Source organism: Clostridium sp. YIM B02500 (assembly GCF_022324665.1).
GTDB classification, from domain to species: domain Bacteria; phylum Bacillota; class Clostridia; order Clostridiales; family Clostridiaceae; genus Clostridium; species Clostridium beijerinckii.
In genome coordinates, this window is record NZ_JAKGTE010000012.1 from 43912 (window position 1) to 65572 (window position 21661).

General features: G+C 27.6%; 19 protein-coding genes. All 19 read right to left on the minus strand.

Annotated features, from left to right (window positions below; all coding sequences use genetic code 11):
* Positions 1 to 611: 611 nt before the first annotated feature.
* The 19 genes from L1S46_RS11950 to flgL all read right to left on the minus strand — a co-directional run bounded on the left by L1S46_RS11950 (position 612) and on the right by flgL (position 21657).
* A complete protein-coding gene (locus L1S46_RS11950) occupies positions 612 to 1643 on the minus strand; it encodes a formyltransferase family protein (protein ID WP_238900092.1) in 1032 nt (343 codons plus the stop codon).
* Complete coding sequence (locus L1S46_RS11955) at positions 1636 to 2385, minus strand: hypothetical protein (protein ID WP_238858844.1); 750 nt, start codon at positions 2383 to 2385, stop codon at positions 1636 to 1638. Before L1S46_RS11955 ends, L1S46_RS11950 begins: the two co-directional genes overlap by 8 nt.
* Positions 2386 to 2413: 28 nt before the next feature.
* The gene (locus L1S46_RS11960) at positions 2414 to 3436 is read right to left on the minus strand and encodes an ATP-grasp domain-containing protein (RefSeq protein WP_238858845.1); all 1023 of its coding nucleotides are present in this window, start codon (positions 3434 to 3436) and stop codon (positions 2414 to 2416) included.
* Between the two features lie 23 nt (positions 3437 to 3459).
* Entirely contained in the window at positions 3460 to 4137 is a 678-nt protein-coding gene (locus L1S46_RS11965; protein ID WP_238858846.1) for a metallophosphoesterase family protein, read from the minus strand.
* Complete coding sequence (locus tag L1S46_RS11970; protein WP_238858847.1) at positions 4134 to 5000, minus strand: NAD(P)-dependent oxidoreductase; 867 nt, start codon at positions 4998 to 5000, stop codon at positions 4134 to 4136. The genes L1S46_RS11965 and L1S46_RS11970 overlap by 4 nt, the downstream gene beginning before the upstream one ends.
* A 13-nt stretch (positions 5001 to 5013) precedes the next feature.
* Positions 5014 to 6195: a class I SAM-dependent methyltransferase gene (locus tag L1S46_RS11975; protein WP_238900093.1), complete on the minus strand. Its 1182-nt coding sequence runs from the start codon at positions 6193 to 6195 to the stop codon at positions 5014 to 5016.
* Between the two features lie 86 nt (positions 6196 to 6281).
* Positions 6282 to 7385 (minus strand): DegT/DnrJ/EryC1/StrS family aminotransferase, encoded by a 1104-nt coding sequence (locus L1S46_RS11980; protein ID WP_238900094.1) that lies wholly within the window; start codon positions 7383 to 7385, stop codon positions 6282 to 6284.
* Positions 7378 to 8340 carry an NAD-dependent epimerase/dehydratase family protein gene (locus tag L1S46_RS11985; protein ID WP_238858850.1) on the minus strand — a complete coding sequence of 321 codons (963 nt, stop codon included), beginning with the start codon at positions 8338 to 8340 and terminating at the stop codon, positions 7378 to 7380. Before L1S46_RS11985 ends, L1S46_RS11980 begins: the two co-directional genes overlap by 8 nt.
* Before the next feature lie 15 nt (positions 8341 to 8355).
* The gene (locus tag L1S46_RS11990) at positions 8356 to 11619 is read right to left on the minus strand and encodes a glycosyltransferase (RefSeq protein WP_238900095.1); all 3264 of its coding nucleotides are present in this window, start codon (positions 11617 to 11619) and stop codon (positions 8356 to 8358) included.
* A gap of 16 nt (positions 11620 to 11635) precedes the next feature.
* The gene (locus L1S46_RS11995) at positions 11636 to 13696 is read right to left on the minus strand and encodes a glycosyltransferase family 2 protein (RefSeq protein WP_238858852.1); all 2061 of its coding nucleotides are present in this window, start codon (positions 13694 to 13696) and stop codon (positions 11636 to 11638) included.
* A 126-nt stretch (positions 13697 to 13822) separates the two neighbouring features.
* The gene (locus L1S46_RS12000) at positions 13823 to 15460 is read right to left on the minus strand and encodes a flagellin (RefSeq protein WP_238858853.1); all 1638 of its coding nucleotides are present in this window, start codon (positions 15458 to 15460) and stop codon (positions 13823 to 13825) included.
* Between the two features lie 253 nt (positions 15461 to 15713).
* Complete coding sequence (locus tag L1S46_RS12005) at positions 15714 to 16043, minus strand: hypothetical protein (RefSeq protein WP_238900096.1); 330 nt, start codon at positions 16041 to 16043, stop codon at positions 15714 to 15716.
* A gap of 51 nt (positions 16044 to 16094) precedes the next feature.
* A complete protein-coding gene (gene fliD / locus L1S46_RS12010; RefSeq protein WP_238900097.1) occupies positions 16095 to 18491 on the minus strand; it encodes a flagellar filament capping protein FliD in 2397 nt (798 codons plus the stop codon).
* Between the two features lie 139 nt (positions 18492 to 18630).
* A complete protein-coding gene (fliS, locus tag L1S46_RS12015; RefSeq protein WP_238900098.1) occupies positions 18631 to 19005 on the minus strand; it encodes a flagellar export chaperone FliS in 375 nt (124 codons plus the stop codon).
* Between the two features lie 11 nt (positions 19006 to 19016).
* Positions 19017 to 19307: a hypothetical protein gene (locus L1S46_RS12020; protein ID WP_236896239.1), complete on the minus strand. Its 291-nt coding sequence runs from the start codon at positions 19305 to 19307 to the stop codon at positions 19017 to 19019.
* Between the two features lie 31 nt (positions 19308 to 19338).
* Positions 19339 to 19719 carry a flagellar protein FlaG gene (locus tag L1S46_RS12025; protein WP_039770197.1) on the minus strand — a complete coding sequence of 127 codons (381 nt, stop codon included), beginning with the start codon at positions 19717 to 19719 and terminating at the stop codon, positions 19339 to 19341.
* 41 nt (positions 19720 to 19760) lie between these two features.
* The gene (gene csrA / locus L1S46_RS12030; protein ID WP_039770196.1) at positions 19761 to 19979 is read right to left on the minus strand and encodes a carbon storage regulator CsrA; all 219 of its coding nucleotides are present in this window, start codon (positions 19977 to 19979) and stop codon (positions 19761 to 19763) included.
* A gap of 11 nt (positions 19980 to 19990) precedes the next feature.
* Positions 19991 to 20410 (minus strand): flagellar assembly protein FliW, encoded by a 420-nt coding sequence (fliW, locus tag L1S46_RS12035; protein WP_039770195.1) that lies wholly within the window; start codon positions 20408 to 20410, stop codon positions 19991 to 19993.
* 17 nt (positions 20411 to 20427) lie between these two features.
* Entirely contained in the window at positions 20428 to 21657 is a 1230-nt protein-coding gene (gene flgL / locus L1S46_RS12040; protein ID WP_236896234.1) for a flagellar hook-associated protein FlgL, read from the minus strand.
* Positions 21658 to 21661 lie beyond the last annotated feature (4 nt).

A 21661-nucleotide genomic window follows, 5' to 3' on the forward strand; every position in this document is an offset into this window, starting at 1 on the left:
ATATTTAATCTTATTATTACAATATATGTTAAACTATACGAATCATCTTCATTTAAAATTACAATTATATTGTACTAAAGCATAACTTGAATATAATCATCTAATAATTATATTACTATTCTTATTACTACTTTAATTTTATATTCTCGCCATTCTTTTTTGCTATTCATGAATGAAATAGTAAAGTATTAACTTGATTTATTATTCCAAATATTTTTGATATAGAATACATTAATACTTTATAAACAATATAATATTTTTCAATAATTAAATTATATAATAAACTTATGCAGTAATTTTGACATATGTATCAAAAAGATTGAGTATAACATATCTAAAGTTTATTCCTTAATATCTAATAAACCTCGATCTTAAGCCTTTTGGTAAAATTGCTCAATTTAGTGCGCAAGTAAAGTTATATATATATATAGCATCAGAACTTAAACAGCTACTATTAAATTACCGAATATCCAAAATACCACAGATTTATATAAAGTTTTAGCCCTTAACTTTATTATAATATAATACTTGCCTCATTTTAAATAAATTTCGCATAAACATTTCACCTTTTAGTATCTACACTAAAATATAATTCTCATGATTTGAATAATTTAGAAATGCAATAATTCATCATTACATTTATTATTCTTATAATCAATATAGTGTCTACTAATTATTTTTTGCATTTGCTCATTAAAATTTGCATTGCTAAATTTATGATTTTCTAATTCATCATTAATTATCATTTCTCCTGAATATTCTTTAACTAACAAAGCGCCTATCTTACATTTAATAAGAAATTCATTATTAGTACTATAATATTTTACCACTTCTCCTGGTTGATATTTTTCAAAGCCAATCATATCTTCGAAAGGTATAGCTCTCCAAATAAATACTTTTGTATTATGCAAATAAGAAAATGCTCCTGGATAAGGTTTAGTTAAAGCTCTTATAAAATTATAAACTTCAATATTGGTTCTATTCCAATCAATTTCACCATCTTCTGGAGTTCTTTGGGGTAAATATCTAACCCCATAATTATTTTGCTTTTTATAAATTTTATCAAGAATATTTCCATTCTTAATATTTTTAATAATCATTTGCGCGACACTCCAACTTACCTTATAATAAATAGAATTAACATCATCAAATTCATTTATCATAAATGAACTTTCATCAATTACCTCTCCAGAATCAATCCCAGCATTAACTTTAAATATATCTATAATAAAATTCTTCTTATCTAAAATCAATGACCAATTTATTGGAGACCTTCCTCTTCCTTTTTCTATTCCCCATGGACTCCCATGCCCTCCGATACACGCAATTCTAACATGATTAATAAGCCAATCTGGTATTAATCTCTGCCATCCTAAAACCAAAAGAATATCAATTTGTAATTCTTTTATTTTTTTTATGTCACAATCTTTATTTATTTTATATGTATCTATTCCAATAAAATTCATATTGTTTTTCTCACAATATTTTTTCATATCATAAAAACCAGATATTACATTTATATCTTCATGATTTTTGTTGAGCCCTATTATACCATCTATTTTTATTTCTTTTTTTATTATATTTAAAGATTCAGCACCAGCAGAAATAGTATTTAATACATATATTTTTAATTTATCACTCATTTAAGTCCCCACTCCTAATAAAATCATATAAATTATTACTCCCGATATCATTTTTATATGTTCTATTACCCCTCATAAAGGTGTCAAATTCATTTATTTTGCTTACTATTATATTCTTAAATATATCCGTATATTTTTGTCCACTTTCAGAAAAATGAATAGGGTGAAATAATACCTGAATCATATGCTGGTCTGCTTTTGAAGCCAATTCCATTATATTCTTCCCCCTAAAATTCATGCACGAATCAGAAAAATAATATTCTGTATTAAAATACTCCTTCGAATAAGTATTTATATATCCATTAAATATCGGATATTGATTATGTATAGAAGGGTTATGTAAACTAATTGATTTTACTTTTTCTCCTGTAATATCTTCTATCATACTACATTCAAAATCTACTTTCCTGCTCATTTCACACAAGTTAATATCACCGTAAATTGTAGGATCAAAATGTATACCAATTTCAAACCCATTATTACTCATTTCTTTTAGAATCACTCTATTTTTCATTGAAGCTATATTATAATAATCACAATTTGTTAAAATGAAATATGTAGACTTTACATCCTTTTCTTTTTCCATTTTAGATAATTCATATGCCCTATAGATATCAAAATCCACATCATGCCTCAATAATATTCCTGTTTTACCCATAAATTCATTGAATTTATAAATATTTCCACTCTGTTTTAGCAAATCTAATATCTGCCTATAATTATCATACGAAAAAAACTCCATAATTAATCTCCTTATCTACAAAATCATTTTAATTATCATTAATATTTTCAACAATACTTCTGAGTACCATTTTTGTAGAATAACTATAACTAAAATCTTGCTGCAAAATATTTTGCTTTATCATATTAGCCGGTTCATTGTATCCAACCATTGTCCTTAAATAAGTAGTACCAGATAACCTGGGATTTATTTCTAATAATAATAATTTATTATTACAAAATCTTCCTTGTATATTTATTGGACCTTTCGAACCTATTTTTTTTGCAATGTTTTCCGCTTGCTTTTTTATATTTTCATCATTAATAAATTCTCCTTGAGAAATTCCCGATGATATTATTACATTTTTATTATTAAATTTAAATTTTTTATTTGTTGAGAGAGCATTATTTATTAATCTTTTTAATATGATAGAACCTAATATATTTCCATCTCTATCTGAAGAAACCCCTATAGTATATTCATTATTGTCATATTCAATATATTCTTGTGCTATGACATCAATTCCATGCTTTAACATATATCCTGCAAACATCTCTAATTCTTCCCTATCAAAAGCAACATAAATATGCGACGATCCTCCTGAATTAGTATTCGGTTTTAATGCAACTGGAAAATAATCAATATCACTACAATCATAAATAGTATCTATTTTATTATATTTAGCTAAAGGAATACCTAATTCAGCAAGTTTTTCGTATGTATTAAATTTATTCAAACACAAATCTATAAGTTCTTTATCATTTGCTGAAATGTAGACATCTTGAAATTTAGAACTGTTATTACTAAAATATTTTAGTTCAGGCTCAGAACCTGGAAAAATTGCTTTTATATTGTAATTATCAATTAAGTTTCTTATACTTTCACCATAATTGTTACTACTAACAGGTGGAACAATTAAAAATTTATCAACTTTATTTTTATTAAAACATATGTTACTTATATCAGTACCAACAATAAATAAATTCAAATCAGATATTTTCAAAGCTTTTAGTATCTGTTCTCCAACTCCTGCGCTACCAATACCTGTTATTAATACATTTACCCTATCCAATAAAATTCACCACCTTAAATTTATTAGTATTTTTTTAAAATATTTATTAATCTTTTGTCATATCCATCTTTATCTAAATTACCAATATAATTATTTATATCATATTCAATGCTCACTATTTTATGCTTATTCTCCTTCAAATCTAAAATACAAAATGATGGTTTCCACTCTTCATCTCTCTGCTGTCCAACTGAGCCAGGATTTATTATCACACTATTTTCAATTATCATACTTTTCTTCCTATGTGTATGACCATAGAAATAGTACTTATACTTTTTTATATTATCAAAATTATTTATAATATCATTTTCATCTTTCAAATAAACTTGGCAGTCATTTTTTAATGAGTGACAAAAGCAATAATAATAATTTTCATATTTCAATTCAATAAACTCAGGACAATTCTTTAAAAATAATAGATTTTCATAGCTTAAAGTTTCTCTATGTCTTTTTATACCATAAATTTCTTCATTCTCTTTTTTATAGTTTATTTCACCTAATATAAATTTATCATGATTACCTTTTACACATTTAAAATCATTATATCTTAGAATTTCAATTACTTCATTGGGTTTATTGTAGTAACCTACCATATCACCCAAACATATCTTGATATTGCAATTGTACTTATTTACCTCGCAAATAACCTTTTCCAGCGCATCAAAATTAGAATGAATATCTGAAATAACTGCTATTTTCATATGCCATCCACATACAATTCTATATATTTCTTTAATCCATCATAAATATTATATTTAGGTTTAAACCCAACCTCTCTATACGCTCTATCATAATCATAGCTAGGTTTAAAACTTTCCTGTATATCATCATACTTTCCTATCTTTATTTTAGATTTTGAATTACATATACTTTTTATAATTTCAGCTAAATTTAGCATCGATGTATTCTTATCAGCAATAATACTATATACTCCATTTATTTTATTATTAGTGGTTACAAAGAGTTCAATTGCATGTATTATATCATCTACATAAATAAAATTTTGTTCCCTTTTCCCAGTTCCGTATATGTTAATATCTAAGCCATTTAATGAATTATTAATAAATGTATTTATAACGCTTTTTTTATTAGAACCTTTACCATATGGTGCTGATATTCTTAATGATGCAGTTTCTATCCCCTTGTTTTCCATCATAGCACAAACATGTTCACCATGTATTTTGGATAACGTATAATAATCCTTAATCTTGTAATTTCTATAATCCTCCATAGATCCAAAACCTGAAATATATATAAATTTCTTAATCCCGTTTTTGATAGAAAACTCATACATATTATTCATAATATTGGCATTAGATAAAAAAACATCATTAAAATCTGCACTTTCAAATGAGCTTGGGATTACTGCTGCTAAATGTATTATACAATCAATTTTTGCGTTAACTAATATTTCTTCCATGTTGTTATAATAATTATTAAACTTAACAAATCCATTTAATTGGGATGTTGTTCCGAAAATATAGTTATTAGTTTTATCATATTTATAATAATCATATAAGTTTTTCCCGATAAATCCATTACTACCAGTAATTAAAATTTCCATAACACAGCCTCACTTATATTCTAAAAATATCATTATAATCTAAAATAGTTAAATCCTTACCTAAATATTTTTTTAATTTTTCTTTTATCTTATTATTAAATGAATTTGACATTATAAAAATCACATCTGGAGAATTTACTTTCAAGTCATCAAAGGATTCAATTTTTATATTAATGCCAGGAAAGTATTTATTATATAAAGATATGTTATCATCAAAAAATCTTATATTCTTCAAATTAATTTTATTTTGGATAATAGAAAATAAATTTATTATTCGTCCCGGAACATATATTCCTATCGATTTATTTTTTAAATAATCATCTTCAAATAAATTTAAAAAACTTACTATATTTTTTTCCACTTTATCCTTATAACCATAATTCAATGATTGTATTTTTCCAAAATTCGGATACATATCATCTTGCGTATTTTCATTATTAGTAGCAACTCCATAAAGAAAACCTCCAAATTGGGATTTTTCAATATAAGCTTTAAATTGAATTGAATTATATATTACATTATACAATGTATCCTTTATAAAATAATTATAATGTTCATGCAAAAGCATAGAAATATCTCCACGCTCAATATATGGCTCACAATCTGGAACTGCCAAAAAGATTTTTCCACCCTCATTTAATTGATTATTTACCGATTGTAAAAAATCTGAAGTACTATTAATATGTTCTAAAACACCATAACTAATAATTAAATCGAATTTTTCAGTAAGTTTTTTTGAAGGATAGAAATCTTTTAGAATTGATATACCATATTTATTTGAAATCTCAGTTCCTTCTGTACCAGGCTCAATTCCAACAACATCTGCTCCTAACCCTTTTAATAAACTTAGTAAATAGCCCGTTCCACACCCAATTTCTAATATTCTTACTCCATTTAAATTATCTGTTCCGATATTCTTAATAATAAATTTCAAAAAATCTTTAGCATATTTCTCTCCAATTCCATAATCATCCATCAGCCCACTAATCGAAGACCCTTTTATATATGCTTTTTGAAGAATTTCACTAATCCTTTCATTATATACTTGCTTAACGACTCCTGTTTTTTCTTCTATATCTATTAAAAAAGGTAAAAAATCAGGAAATCCATCCCCATTGGTCGGCTTAGGTAAATTTTTATAAAAGAAAGGTAACTCATCAACTTGCCATGGATACATTGATTTTTTATCACTCATTAATTTCATCTCCTATTGAATAATTTATATAATAAATAAAGCTAAATCTTAACAACCTTGCTTTATAATTAACTAAAAAATTTGTTTCATATATTTAATTTTGATTTTAAAACTTCCACTATAAAATCAAGTTCCTTATTTATTAATTTATTATATAACGGTAATGCCAAGCCTTGTTTGTAAGCAAATATTGAACTTGTATAATCATCATTAGTGCATTTATACTTCTCTTTATAATATGGTTGTAAATGGACCGCATAAGCACCAAAATTAGTTTCTATTCCCTTTTGCTTTAGTTCCCGAATTAGTTCATTTCTATCAATTTTTTCATCCAACAATATATGGTATGTTTGCCATACATGCTTTCCATAACTTTTTCCAACTGGCAATGTTATGCCATTAATATTTCTTAATAACTCATTATATTTGCAAGCTATTTCTATTCTTTTTTGAATTATATTTTTCAATTTTTTCATTTGTGCAACACCAATAGCACCTTGAATATTTGTCATTCTATAATTTAAACCAGCCATTACAAATTGAGGTTCCCCATTTATATAACTCAACCCATGATTTCTAAGTATCTTTATTTTTTCTGCCATTTCATCATTATTTGTTACTATAATTCCACCTTCACCAGTGGTTATTGCTTTTCTTGGATGCAAACTGAAGCATCCTATATCTCCAATTGTTCCAACTTTTCTACCTTGGTATTCGGCACCTAGAGCACATGCTGCATCTTCTATAACTTTAAGATTATATTTTTTAGCTAATTCCAATATTTTATTCATATCACATGACTGCCCAAATTCTTGAACTGGCATTATAACTTTTGTTTTTTCGGTAATCAAATTCTCTACTTTGTCTGTATTAATACATAAACTATCTAAGTTAATATCTACAAATTTAGTAGTAGCTCCTACAACTTCTACTACATTAGATGTAGCCGGAAATGTAAAATCAGGTACTATAACTTCATCTCCTGATTTTACATCTAAAGCAAGCAATGCTAAATGTAATGCTGCTGTACCACTACTAACAGCAATAGCATGTTTTACATTCAAATATTCTTTAACCAAGTTTTCAAATTCTTCTACCTTATCCCCTTGTACCAAATATTTTGAATCAAATACTTTTTTTACTTCTTCTAATTCTTCCTGTCCTATATCTGGTACTGCAAGCTTAATCATTTGTAACACCTCTATACCACTCAATTGTTTTTTCAAGCCCTTCTGCTAAATCGTATTTAGGTTCATAGTTTAAAATTTCTTTAGCTTTATCTATGTTTGGAATTCGAAGCTCAACATCTACATAATTCTTTGGTACATATACTATTTTCGATTTTGAATTAGCTATTCGTTTAATTAATTGAGCTAACATTGAAATAGTAACTGTACCTCTTGGATTTCCAATATTAAATGATTGACCTATAGCCTCTTTTTTTTCAATACATAGCATTATCCCATCTACAAAATCATCTATATAACACCAAGAACGTATCTGATCACCATCACCATGGATTTGCATTTCTTCATCTCTTATTGCCCTAACAACAAATTGATGTATAGCACCTTCTCCAACTTGCCCAGGACCATATACATTAAAAGGTCTTACTGTTACAATTGGAATTTTGTATTCATTGTAATAACTATGTGCTAAATGCTCCCCTGCGAGTTTTGATACTGAATAAGTCCATCTTGCTTCACCTACTGGTGCTAGATTGGTTGTATGCTGTTCATCAACTTTATATGCGTAAGAACCAAATACTTCTGATGTTGAAAAATCTATAAATCTTTCAATATTATTTTCCTTTACCGCTTCTAGAATATTATATGTACCAATCATATTAACTTTCATAGTATTTACTGGACTTTTTATAACTGTGTCTATGCCCGCCACTGCTGCTAAATGAATTACAATATTAGGCTTAAATTCATCTACTACTGATTTCACATGGTTAAAATCCAAAATATCTCCTTGAACCAATTTCACATTGCTTTTATCTAATAAATCAGTGTTTTTAATTGAATTTCTATTTAAGCTATCATATATTAATATTTCATTATTATAACTTAATAGTGAGCATAATTTTGTACCTATAAAACCTGCTCCACCTGTTAATAAAATTCTTTTATCTTGTATCATACTGTGCCTCCAAAATTATATTCTCTCATATATTTTAATCATATTTCTACTTATTTTGTTTATATCATGATATTTTTCTGCATACATTCTACCTTTAATACCAATTTCTTTTAGCATATCTTTATTATTAATAGCATACTCTATTTTTTCTTTTATTGTATCTGGATTGGCAGATATTATAGGCAATTCTTTTGGGTACTCTTCTCTCATAAAGTCGCTTATCCAGCATATTACCGGTTTGCCCATCGCCATAGATTCAACTGCAAATAATCCATATGAGCCTGCTAATATTTGATCTATAATTAAATCTGCTTTTTCATATATTTTAGTAGCTTGTTCATGTGAAGTTCCTTGAACAAGTTCAAAATCAAAATCATATTTTTCTTTTAGTTCTTCAATTGCTTTTAAAATATACTTTGTACCTTTAAACTCTGGCGAGGTTGGTGCATGAACAATTTTTAATTTGAGGTTATGTGTTTCTTGAATAAGTTTATACTCATTTAAATTTATAGTAGCCCTTATATAATGAATATTAGTATGATAATCCTTAACATACTCAGCAAGTTCATAATCTACTAAACAATCTGGAACATATCTAGATATCAATTCTAATTTTCTTTTTATTTGATCTTCATTCTTCTTTACATTAACATATTTATTTAATTTTATTGCTTTAGAGTACATCCTCACATCAGAACCTACATACTGCATTATTACTTTCTTCCCTAATTCCTTAAGAAGTGGAAGATCACTATAATCTAATGTCAAACTTGTACCAAAGTAAAAATGGAAAACATCATTTTCTGCTATCATCTTTGAGGCTATTATTTTAGTTTCAATATTCGCTTCATTAATATCTTTAAACGAATTAACATCTAGAATATAATCAGATTTATACCCTAGATAATTTGGGTAATAATTCAATGTTTTAGATTCAATTCCTAATTTTTTCAACCCTTCTGTCATAGTATAAGCCTGATTAGCAATTTCCATAGTCCCATGTATAACTTTCAACTTACTTTGATTAATAGGATTAAAATCAGAAATTATATCATCTACTTTTATACTACTATCTCCGTTAAATAACTTTGCTCTACTATATAATTCTACAGCTTTAGTATTATTGTTTTTCTTGCTCATTATATAGCTTAAATTATAAAGTAGATCCTTACTTTGAGAATCGATTAATAATCCTTCCTTAAGTACTCTTTCGGCATTATCTAATCTACCATTCATAATGTATATAATTGCTTTCATAGAGCATATTTCAGTGTCTTTTTTTACAATTTTTTTATATTCATTAATGGCTTCTTCTGCCTCTTCTAGATTTCCTCCACTAATTAATTTGTTTATATTTTCTTTAACTTTTAATTTATAATTTTCAAATTCATTATTGCCGCTTACTTTTTCTATTCCTTCTTTAAACTCTCTTAATAAAATCTCAATTCCTTTCTTCATATAAGGATATACTTCTAATGATTTTCTTAAATAATTTATGTAAGTTCTATCATCTTCTGAATTTTTCATAGCAATATTTATATAAACAAAAAATTTTTCTTCTTCATTTTTTAAAGCATTTATATACTCTTCTTTTATAAACTCTTCATTGTAAATGTAAGTAATTAATTTAGTCCCTATATCCAAATAATATTTAAATATCCATTCATATTCAAAATCTTCAATCTTGTTAATTAACAATACATATCTACATAAAATTTTATTAATTCTAAAATTTCCGTAATTCATATCATCTTTAATGTTATTAATATATTTTACAACTACGTCACTAAAATCCTCATATTTTTTTGAAATATACTCTAAATGTCTATCTATATTTTTATCCCATACATTTTCTAATAGATTACATAAACTACTACAATGCTTAAACTTATAATAAAGAACATCTCCAAAATAGTTTTCCAAAATATTAAAATCATCCTCGAATGATATATTATCAATAAATTCTTCTAAGCTACTGTCTTCTATATTATATTTATACCTTAACAAATATAATTTTGAATTGTCATTATTATATGAAGAAAAAAGTCTATGAATATCATTATCACAATATTCTTCCAGAATTAGAAAGAATTTATTTACTCTTAGATCACCTCTCATAATCTTTTCTTCATAAAAATTCTTAAGATAATTTATATTTTTTGAACTTATCGCCCCTTTAATTACGAGTTCTATAATATTTTCTATATATTTATCTTTTTCAATTAGAGAAGCATAATTTAAAACTTCATTATATTTTCCAATCTTAAAGTATATTTTAACTATATCTTGTAAGGCTTCATCTTTTTGACCTAAGGTATACATTCCCAAACTTAGATCAAAATTTATATTCATATTATTATAATTATCACATAAATCTATATATTTCTGATAGGCTTGTATACAGCCTTCATATTCTCCTAATAATCCTTTAGCTTTTCCTAAATAAAATATTAGATCTATATATTCACCATCTATATCTAAGCCTTCCTCACAAACACTCTTTGCAATTTCATCTTCTTCTAACTTCAAAGAACATAATGCCATTTGATAATAAACATATTTATATTTACTTTTATTTTTGCATTCCTTCAATAATTCATAGGCATTCTTAATAATTTCATATCCTTTAAAGTAGTCATTATGACTTGTATATGTTACTGAAAGCTGAAATAAATAATAGATATTTTTAGGATCTTTATCCAATGCGCTTTTTAACAAATTACTTGTTCTTATAAATTTTTTATTTAATACATCTTCATTTTCTTCTATGTAACCATAATGAACTATTGTCGTTTCTAAATCTATTGATGGTTGCTTAAATATTGGATTATTATGTACAATTCCTTCGTAATGAAACTCTCCATCATTTCTAAATAATCTAGGGGATTTAAGCATCGCATACTGAGAATCATCAGATAAATTTTGCATATTTTTCACATTCAAAAGCCCTGTTTGAAACTTACTATTCGTAGAAGACTTTAAAAATCGAATAATATTATTACAATTTGTTATCTCCTCATCTGCATCTATTATAAAAATCCAATTCCCATTAGCATAATTTATTGTTTTATTTCTCATTCCCGAAAAGTCATTTTCCCATTCATGAAAATAAATCTTATCCGTATATTCCCTTGATATCTCAACAGTTTTATCCTTTGATCCAGTATCTACAATTACCAATTCGGAATCTATATTCTTCAATATAGGCTTAAGACTGTTTAAGCATCTTCTAATGTTTTTCTCTTCATCTTTTACCATCATACATATTGATATTTCCATATTATAATCCTCACTTTTAAGTAAACATAGATTTTTTTATATTCTCAATTTCTCGATCACCAGGTATTATTTGTTCATATTCATTTATAATTCCTTTAGCTTGATCAAGTTTATTTTCTAGTACAAGAATTTTTATAGTTTCAATAACTTGTTTTTTATATGCTTCCATTTCATTATTGACTCCATCTTGTTTAAGCTCCTCTAATAAAGCCTTAATTCCACTATGCATATATGGATATATATTTAATGCCTTTTTTAAATATTTTAGATATTGCTCTTCATCGGAGGTTTTTATCAAATTAGCTTTCCTCATGTATGCAAAAAATGTCAATTCTTCATCTTTTAAGAAATATATTTTTTCATTTTCTAGCAATTCAACTTTATAGATGATTTCTATATAACTAATTCCATATTTAATATATATATTAAATATTTCTTTGTATTTTCTATCTTCAGGTTCAGTAACTGCAACTAAATATTTTGCAATGACCCTTTTTATATTTATAACGTTTAAATCTTCTTCCAAGGCAAAATATAATATATTTAAAAGCAATTCATTAAAATCATAATATTTTTCATCTAAGTATTTAAAGAACTCAATTATTTTATTTTCTTTTACGTGTTTTATACAATTTATAAATGTTTCAAAAGAATAGCACATATAATAATATAAAATATCTCCATAAAAATAATATAATTCATTAAAATCTGCTTCTTCTATATGCTTTATAATTTCAATATCTTCATATATTGACTTACTATCATTCTTAATCGCCAGCCTAAAATTTAGCAAATCTGTATATAAATCTTCTTCTTCTAAAATACCTTTTATTTTAGAAATATTAATTTCATTGCTATTTTCATATTTTTCTAAATATAAAATAAAAGTACCTCTTATTTCATATTTCATTACTATATTTTCATAAAAACTTTTTAATCCATCATAATCATTTTTATTCATATATAAATTTATATTTTCTTCTACTGATTCCTCACTCGTTAGTATAAATATATTTTCAATTTTACTATAACATTCTAATGCCTTATCAAACTTCTCTATTTTACAATACAATACAAACAAATCAAAAAATACATAATCTCTTTTACCATGATAATAGGCTTGATTACTGATATTATCCTTGTTTTCATAGTTGTTCAAAATTACCAAGTACTGTTCATATGCTTCAATCGCTTCCTTACTTTTACCTAATATCAATCTACTTTTACCTAATAAATAATAAATATCTATATGATAAATTTGTGCCTCTATAGCCTTAGCACATACATATTCTACTTTTCTCAAATCATCTAATTTTAAATAGCATAACGCTAATTGAGTATATACATATAGGTATTCCTTTAAATCATTTTTAGCTATTTTCTTTTCTACAAATTGGAAAGCCTTAAGTATAGAATTAAGTGCTTCCTGTTTATCTTCATGCATACTGTAACTTACAGATAATTGATATAAGTAATATATATTATCTGGATTCTTTTCTAATTCATTCTTTAAAATTGCAGACGTTCTTTTAAATTTATTTTCAGTAAAATTCACATCCTCAAATATATATCCGTAATGCTCTATCGCTCCATTGAGATATGCACAAGGTTTCTTTAATTTAGGTATATTATGAACAGCACCTTCATATTTAAATTCGCCATTATTTCTAAATATTCTTGGGGAAGAAAGAATAGAATACGATGTATTATCATTCGAATCTGTTAAATTTTTTATATTTATAAATACAGTATTATATTTTTCAGCATATTTATTATATAAAAACTTAATAATATCATCATATTCTATAAGCATTTCATCAGCATCAATTATAAATATCCATTCTCCCGTTGCATAACTTATGGTTATATTTCTCATCTCCGAAAAATTATTATTCCATTTATGAAAATAAACTCTATCTGTATATTTTTTGGCTATATCTAAAGTACGGTCTTCTGAACCAGTATCTACAATAATTAATTCCGAATCAATATTCTTCATAAATCCCTTTAAATGTGTTAAACATTTATCTAGAAACTTTTCTTCATTTTTAACCATCATGCATATGCTCAACTTCATACTTATTCTCTCCTAATCTAAAACTTCAAACTAAATTATATGTTTTTTATTCAAAAATAATATATTATTTCTCAATAAAAAATATATAAAAAGAGTAGAGTTTCCCCTACTCTTATAATTTCACAACTATCTTAATAATTGAAGAACTTGTTGTGGTTGTTGATTAGCTTGAGCAAGCATAGCTTGAGCAGCTTGAGAAAGAATATTGTTCTTTGAGTATGTTGACATTTCTTTAGCCATATCAACGTCTCTAATTCTTGATTCTGCTGAAGTTAAGTTTTCAGAAGAAGTTCCAAGATTATTTATTGTGTGTTCTAATCTGTTTTGTATTGCTCCTAAATTACCTCTTTGAGCTGATACTTTAGCTATAGCCTTATCAAGAACTGAAAGTGCACTAGTAGCATCTGCCTTATCCATAACATTTAATGCAGCTTCTTGCTTAACATCTGTTGTCCCATTAGTTACAACATTAGTACTAGTAAATCCATCTTGACCAGCATTACCAGTAATTCCAATAGCAGCAGATCTCATATCTTCAATATGAACTGCTATTGATTGACCTTTATTAGCACCCACTTGTAACACTGTATTAAATCCAGTTCCTTGAGCCCCTGCTCCAACAACTTGTTGTACATTGCTAGCCCCTATAGTATCTGCACCAAAAGCAGTTGCTAAAGGAGTACCAGTACCATCAGTAACATCTAAATCTAATCCTGATTCTGATATAAATTGAAGTTTATTATCTTTTCCAAGTGAAGCAGTAACCGAACCACCTAAACCTGCATCTTGCAATGAAGCATTTATATCTTTTATTAAATCTTGACGTGCTGCACTAGCTACATTTTCATCTGTATTACCAACATCATAAACTTTATTACTAACACCTGGATTTAGTGTTACAGTAACATCACTATCAGTACCAACTTTAATTTTAAATGTTGAATTTGCATTTATAGTTATACCAGCAGCAGCTGTAAGTGCTACAGTTCCTTGAAGCCCTGATCTTTCAATAGTAGTTGGGTCTCCTTTTTTATCTATACCATTGAATGCACCTGCACCCACACCTTTAAGAGTACTTGCAGTTCCTGATGATTTATCTGTAAATACTATTGAAGTACCTGCTGCGTTCATTCCTATATCAACTAAGTCTGATAATTTTTTACCACCAGCAGTAACTGCTCCTAATTTATCTATATCTGCTTTTCCAGCAACTGTAACACCAGTAAAGTTAAAAGTTACTCCATCTACTGTTAATTTAGATGTTCCAGTCATAGCACCCATATTAGATGATACTGCAAATTTAGCACTTGTAGATTTAGTAATTTTAGCTCCATCTTGAGAATCCATACCACCATTTAATACTTTTTGAGTATTGAATTCAGTAGTATTACCGATTCTGTTTACTTCTGAAGTTAATTGGTTAACTTCATCCTGAATTGATGATCTATCAGCATCAGTGTTAGTTCCATTAGCTGCTTGGTCTGCTAATTCTCTCATTCTTTGAAGAATTGAGTGAGTTTCATTTAACGCACCTTCAGCTGTTTGTATCATTGAGATACCATCTTGTGCATTTGCAGAAGCTTGGTCTAAACCTCTGATTTGGCTTCTCATTTTTTCTGATATTGCAAGACCTGCAGCGTCATCTCCAGCTCTGTTAATTCTTAAACCTGAAGAAAGTTTTTCCATAGATTTACTTGCTGCACCTGAATTGATGTTCATGTTTCTGTTAGCATTTGCTGCCATCATATTGTGATTGATTACCATAATATATTCCTCCTTGATTTTTAAATATTGGACTTCCCTGTCCATTTTTTTATTTATATCAACTCTTAAGAGTTAATAGCTTGCAAGCTTTATATTTATATGTTCGGCTTTAATATATATTACTTTAGCCTTTATTTAAGTTTTTTCAACTTTTTTATTATTCTTTTGACTCCTGTAAGTAATATTATTTAAATCCTATATTTTTATATTCGTCATTTTAATTCAAGACTTTATAATATTTTGAATATTATTTTTAAATTGTTTTATTAAACACTCTAGCTCTATATTCAATCTTGTTATAATTTGCATTAGCTTGTCTGGTCTTCTTTAGACTTTCTATTTTCTTCTTTACTTCAACCTTTTCCTTTTTAATTAAAAGCTCTAACTCTTCTTCCAATTCTAATAAATTTAATGAATTGCCTATTCTTTTAATATCTTCTTTATCAAAATCAAGTTCATTAATTGCTTTTAATATTTCTTCTCTTTTATTAACTAAAACATCTAAATTTCCATCTTCCCTAATTCTATCCATCATTTCTAAAGTTAAAGTTTTATATTCTTCTAAATACTCATATAAATTCATAATTTATATCCTCTTTATTCTTATTTAATTAAGATTCAACTTATCTATAACTTAGCCTTGACCAAGCATACTAGCTAATGATGATTTTTGTGCATTCAACTGTTCCATTGCTGTTTCTAGTGCCGAATATTTATTATATAATGCATTTTCCTTATCTGTAAATTGGCTATTTAACTGGGTTATTAATTTCTTTTTATCATTTATATTTTTAGTTATAGTATTATCAAATTCAGTACTACCTCCAGCTAGTCCAGCTTTTTTAGATAATGAAGAGCTACTTGCTTTAAATTCACTATATAAAGATGACTTAAGCTGAGTTAATGCTCCACCTTTATCTGTACCTGATGCTAATCGCGTGAATAAGTCTTTTACATCTCCACCATTTTCTTCTAATGCTGTTGTCAATTTATCTTCATCTATGGTAAGCATCCCATTTTTATCAGTGTAATCTTTAACTGGTGCTATTCCTATCTTTTCTAAACTTAAACCGCTGCCAGATATTACAGTTGACATTGCACTTTTCATTTCACTTGCTATTCTTTCAAGATCGTTATCTTTTCTAAGCAACCCTGTTTGCGCCTTTTTTTCCCAAGCTGTAATTTGATCATCAGTCATAGCCTTTTTTTGTTCATCTGTTAAAGGCATATAATTTTTATCCCTTGTTTCATAGATCTTTGTATTAATTTCTGACAATAATTTATTATAGTCATTAACAAAGCTTACAATTTTATCTTTTAGCGCACTAGCATCAGTTGCTCCAGTTAAAGAAGTTGGTGTACCATAAGTAGTTGCTGTAGTCACCGTTGTTTTTGTGCCATCCGTTGTTGTTACTGTCATTGTTCCGTCTGGTGCTGTTGTTGTTACGGTTTTATAAGATGTATTCCCAGAATCAGTTACTGTTTTTACTATTGTTCCATCAGCTTGAGTGGTTGTCACCGTATTTGTTCCTGTTTCCGCCACTTGTGTTAATGGTGTTCCATTAGATGTTGATACTGTTTTGGTTGTTTTCCCATCAGTTCCAACTTTTAATTGTGTTGTAGTTGATGAAGATACTGTTATTACTCCAGTTGTGTCATTTTTTGTTGAATTTTCCACTGTTGTTGTTGAACCATCAGTTCCCTGTTTTTCTGTTGTTGATGTTGTTGTTGTCGTTGTTCCATCATCAACATCTTGTTTAACTGTAGTTTTATCTCCACTTTTTAATGTAGTAGTAGTTGTTGTTGTTCCTGAAATTGTTTGTATAGCTTTAGCTACTGGTATTGTACCATCATAATTAATCATAGTTGTTGTTGACGTTGTTGATCCACTTTTTATAGTTTGTAATGTATATCCACTTTTACCATCTGCAGCCAAATTGCTTGTATCAGTAGTAGTCGTTACTCCATTTGCATTCGTTACTGTCGTTACTGCTCCTTGAGTAGTTGTAACCGTTGTTGATTTATCTGGTGCAGTCACTGTTTTAGTTGTTTTACCACCTGAAGTCGTTACTGTTGTTACGGTACCATCAGCTGCTGTTGTCTTTTGAGTTGTTCCATCTTCTGCTAGTGGTGTTAAATCTATTAATGGGGTCAATTCCAAATTTGTTTGTGTTAAACTCTTTTCATCTAATGCTGATACTGGTACCACCGTACCTGATGCTGCCACAGAAGTTGAATTACTAATTCCTTTAAAATCAAATACTACATTATCAACGGTTACACTGTTGCTTGTTTTTTTATCAGCACTACTTATTGTATATACTTCGCCTTTACTATTTTTCACAGTAGCCTCAAGATATTTGTCTTCTGCTTTAGCATGATTTTTAGTTGAATCGTTGGTATCTTTAATTGTAAAGCCGCCTCCACCAAATGAACTTGCTGTAAAGGTTACATTTCCACTGAATTGACTATATTTTGCTGTTACAACCTTATTGTTCAAATCTGACAATTCTTGTTTTTGTGCATCGCTTGGATTTACTATAGCATTTAATGCAGCTTTTCTATCTGCTATTGCTTTATTATAATTTGCAACTGTTGCGCTTCCATCAGAAGTTGCATTAAAAGTTATTGTTGATGTACCAATTGTTATTGATTTTACCCCTGTTTCACTACTAAGTAACGTGTCTGATGCAGTAGATGCTAATTGGCTTACATTTACTGAGTAATTATCAAGAGTTGCTCCTGCTAAACCCCTTGCACTTACTTTTGAACCATCAGTAGATGTAAAGGTTTGAGTTTGATAACTACTTGATGACATTAAGTTTCCTGTTTTTAATACGTCAAAATATTTATCATAGAAATCTGATGCATCACTCATTATTTGTTTATATTGTTGTTGTTGATATTCTAAAACTTTTTCATTTTGAGTTTCTTTATCTATTTGACTTTGATAAGATTGCATTGCTGATTTAACCAATGCATCTACATCTAACCCAGAATTCGTTCCTGTTACTCTTTGTATTGTTGACATTTTATTCCACTCCTTTTTACAGATAGTTAAACTTTAAAATAGTCTCAAAGAAAATTCATTGTAGGATTAATTAAAATCATATTTTTTTTAGAAATACTGAAAGTTTTAAACTTTCACCATTTAACACAATTCCGTATTGTTATTTCTTAGCTCTCTTGTATGCCTCATGCCACGTTTCACTTACATCTTCAACAAGAGGTAAAATTTCATCTATTATCCCTACATTTTTAGTCATATTCGCCTCAGCTAACTTTTCTTTGATGAACGCATATACATTAAATAATTGAACTGCCCAATCTCCTTGGCTTGTGTCTAAACTTATCATAAGCTCTGAAAATATGTCTTGAGTTCTTATTAATGCATCATGTGCTTTTTTAACATCTTTATCTATTATAGCTTGTCTGCCCATTTTACAGAACCTAACAGCACCTTCAACTAACATTAAAAGTAATTGCTCTTTCGATGCATAATTTACAGTATTATTTTTATATACATTATATCCATTAGAATACATTGTGAGCCCTCCTATTTCGTTGTATCTAAAAGTCTTCCCTTTGAATTTTCTTCATTAATCTTTTCTACTTTTTCTACTTTTATGTTTATATTTTTATTACTAAGTTTCACACCATCAATTGTAATATATCTTTTTTCATGTTCATTCTTCTCAAAATCTTTTGTGTTTACATCTTCATTCTTTTCATCTTTTACATCTTTTTTTATAGTTATGTTTTTACCCGAATGAACTTTTTCTTCTTTTATTTCTTCTTGCATCTTTTTTCTAATATCTGTGTCAATCTTATTTAGTTTAAACTCCAATTAAAATAGCCTCCTTAGACTTTATTTTAAATCAAGCCTTTCTATCTAACAGACCAACTTGTTTAATCATGCTGGCAACCATATCTAAAATCTTTTTTGGTGGAATCTCCAATATAACTTCTTTTGTATCCTCATCTACTATTTTTATCATCGTTGTTTTCATTTCTTTATGATAAGAATATTCTGCATGTGTATGTTCGCCTTTTAAAAAGTTATTAATTTTTTTTATTGCATCATCCAAATCTTTCTTACTATACTCCTGACTGTTTGCAGCATTTTCTCCTGATGACTTAGTTTCAATTTGTTGGACTTGTGGAACTGCCACTTCTGTATTAGCTTCTGCATAATCTGATAAATTTGATTTATACGCATTTATATTGATCGAGTTTTGTCCTAAGTTATTAACATCCATGTTTATTATACCTCCTTGTTTTTACCCTTAATATTCCATGCCTATCTCTTCTTTATATTCTTTAACATACTGAGATCAATTTTTGTTGCCTCTTTATTTTCCTTTTCCACTTCTTCATATAATTCTTTTCTAAGTATTGATACATCTTTTGGAGCCTTTATTCCAATTTTTACACTTCCATCATCTATTCTACTTATAATAACTTCTATATCATCTCCAATCATAAGAGATTCACCTTTTTTTCTAGTTATAATTAGCATTTCCTACCTCCTCATATTAAGGGACTTTTTACTTTATATTTAGAATTATCTAATATTATTTGTTCCCCAAGATTATTAGAAGTATTTATAACTATAGGTCCTTGCAAATTAGTAGTTATTTTTTTTACATCTGAATTCAATGTTACTGTAGTAATTATATTTACTTGTTTTGGAGAATCAATTTTAAGATTTTTAATTATTTCTTCACTTAATTTAATTTCATAATCATTATAAAATTCGTATGGTGAAGTTACAATTAATGAAATTTCATCATTCTCTAAAGATTGTAGAAGTTTAAATGGCTCATATTCTTGTAAATCTAAGAGAATAAAATTCCTCAAATCATTAAACCCTGGAATTCCTTTATTAAAGGTAATTATATTATTTTCTTCATATTCCATTTCACCATGAACTTTTGAAAGAAATCTCATATTTTATCTTCTCCTAACTATAAATAATTTAATATGCTCATCGGCAAGATTTTCGCGCTAGTTTGAAGTGAAGCTGTATATACTGTTTGCATAATTGAATATTCCATAGTCTTTTCTGCAAAATCTATATCTTCTGTTTTAGATAATATATCTGTCATATTATAATTTTGGCTTTCATTATTTGTTTGTGCTGAATCCATTCTGTTTTGCATAGACCCAACTTCTGATCTTTGTTGTAATAAATTAGCTGTTACAGATTGTATATCTTTTAAGTCAACTGTTGTTAAATCACTTATATTTCCGCTTGGCCCCAGATCATTTATTATTTTATTTAAAAGATCTGAAATATTTATAGATTTTCCATCTTTATCTGTAAATTCTAAAACATCAACTGCCGTTTTATTATAATCACTTTTAACTCCGCTTGAAATATCAACTTGCAAGTCTGAATTTATTTGATCTAACGAACTATATGAAGAAAGTGCCTTCATAGCATCATCCGAACTGAATGTTGGAGTTAACGCATCATTAAATAGCGACTCTATAGTTGCAGGAGGGGTTCCAGTACCCAAAGTCGTAAGATCAATTGTAGGTGATGGTGTCACTGGTGTTGCCGGATTAGTGGAATGATCATTTACTGTTATTATCACATTAGTTCCGTTTTTTTCAATTCCATCAATCTTCGTTGTAGGTGTGACACTACTTTCGATCGGATTAACAGATAAATCTATGTTCATCCCTGTAGCAGTTCTAGATATTCCATTTCCAGCCTTATCAGCATATTTCAAAACTCCATTTACAACAGTAGTTGGTTTTGAAGTAATTTTAGTTCCTCCAAATATATACGAACCATCGAAGCTGGTATTTAAAACTTGTGATAATTCATTAACTTTTTCTTTAACTTCATCTTGAATTGCTGTTCTTTCATCTTCTTTATAAGTACCATTTCCAGCACTTACAAGTAATGTCTCTATTCTCCCAAAGATATTTCCCATCTGAGATAATGCTGTATCCGTTGTATCAAGCCAATTCGATGTATCCTTAATATTCTCATCATATTGCTTATTATAAGATATTTCTCCATTTAACTGCATACTTCTTGATGCTACATAAGGATTATCTGATGCTTTGCTTATTTCCTTTCCTGAAGACAATTGATTTTGTAATGTCTGCATATTATTCATATTTCTTTTCACATTTCTTAAATAATTGCCACTTAACATGCTATTTGTTATTCTAAATGACATCTAA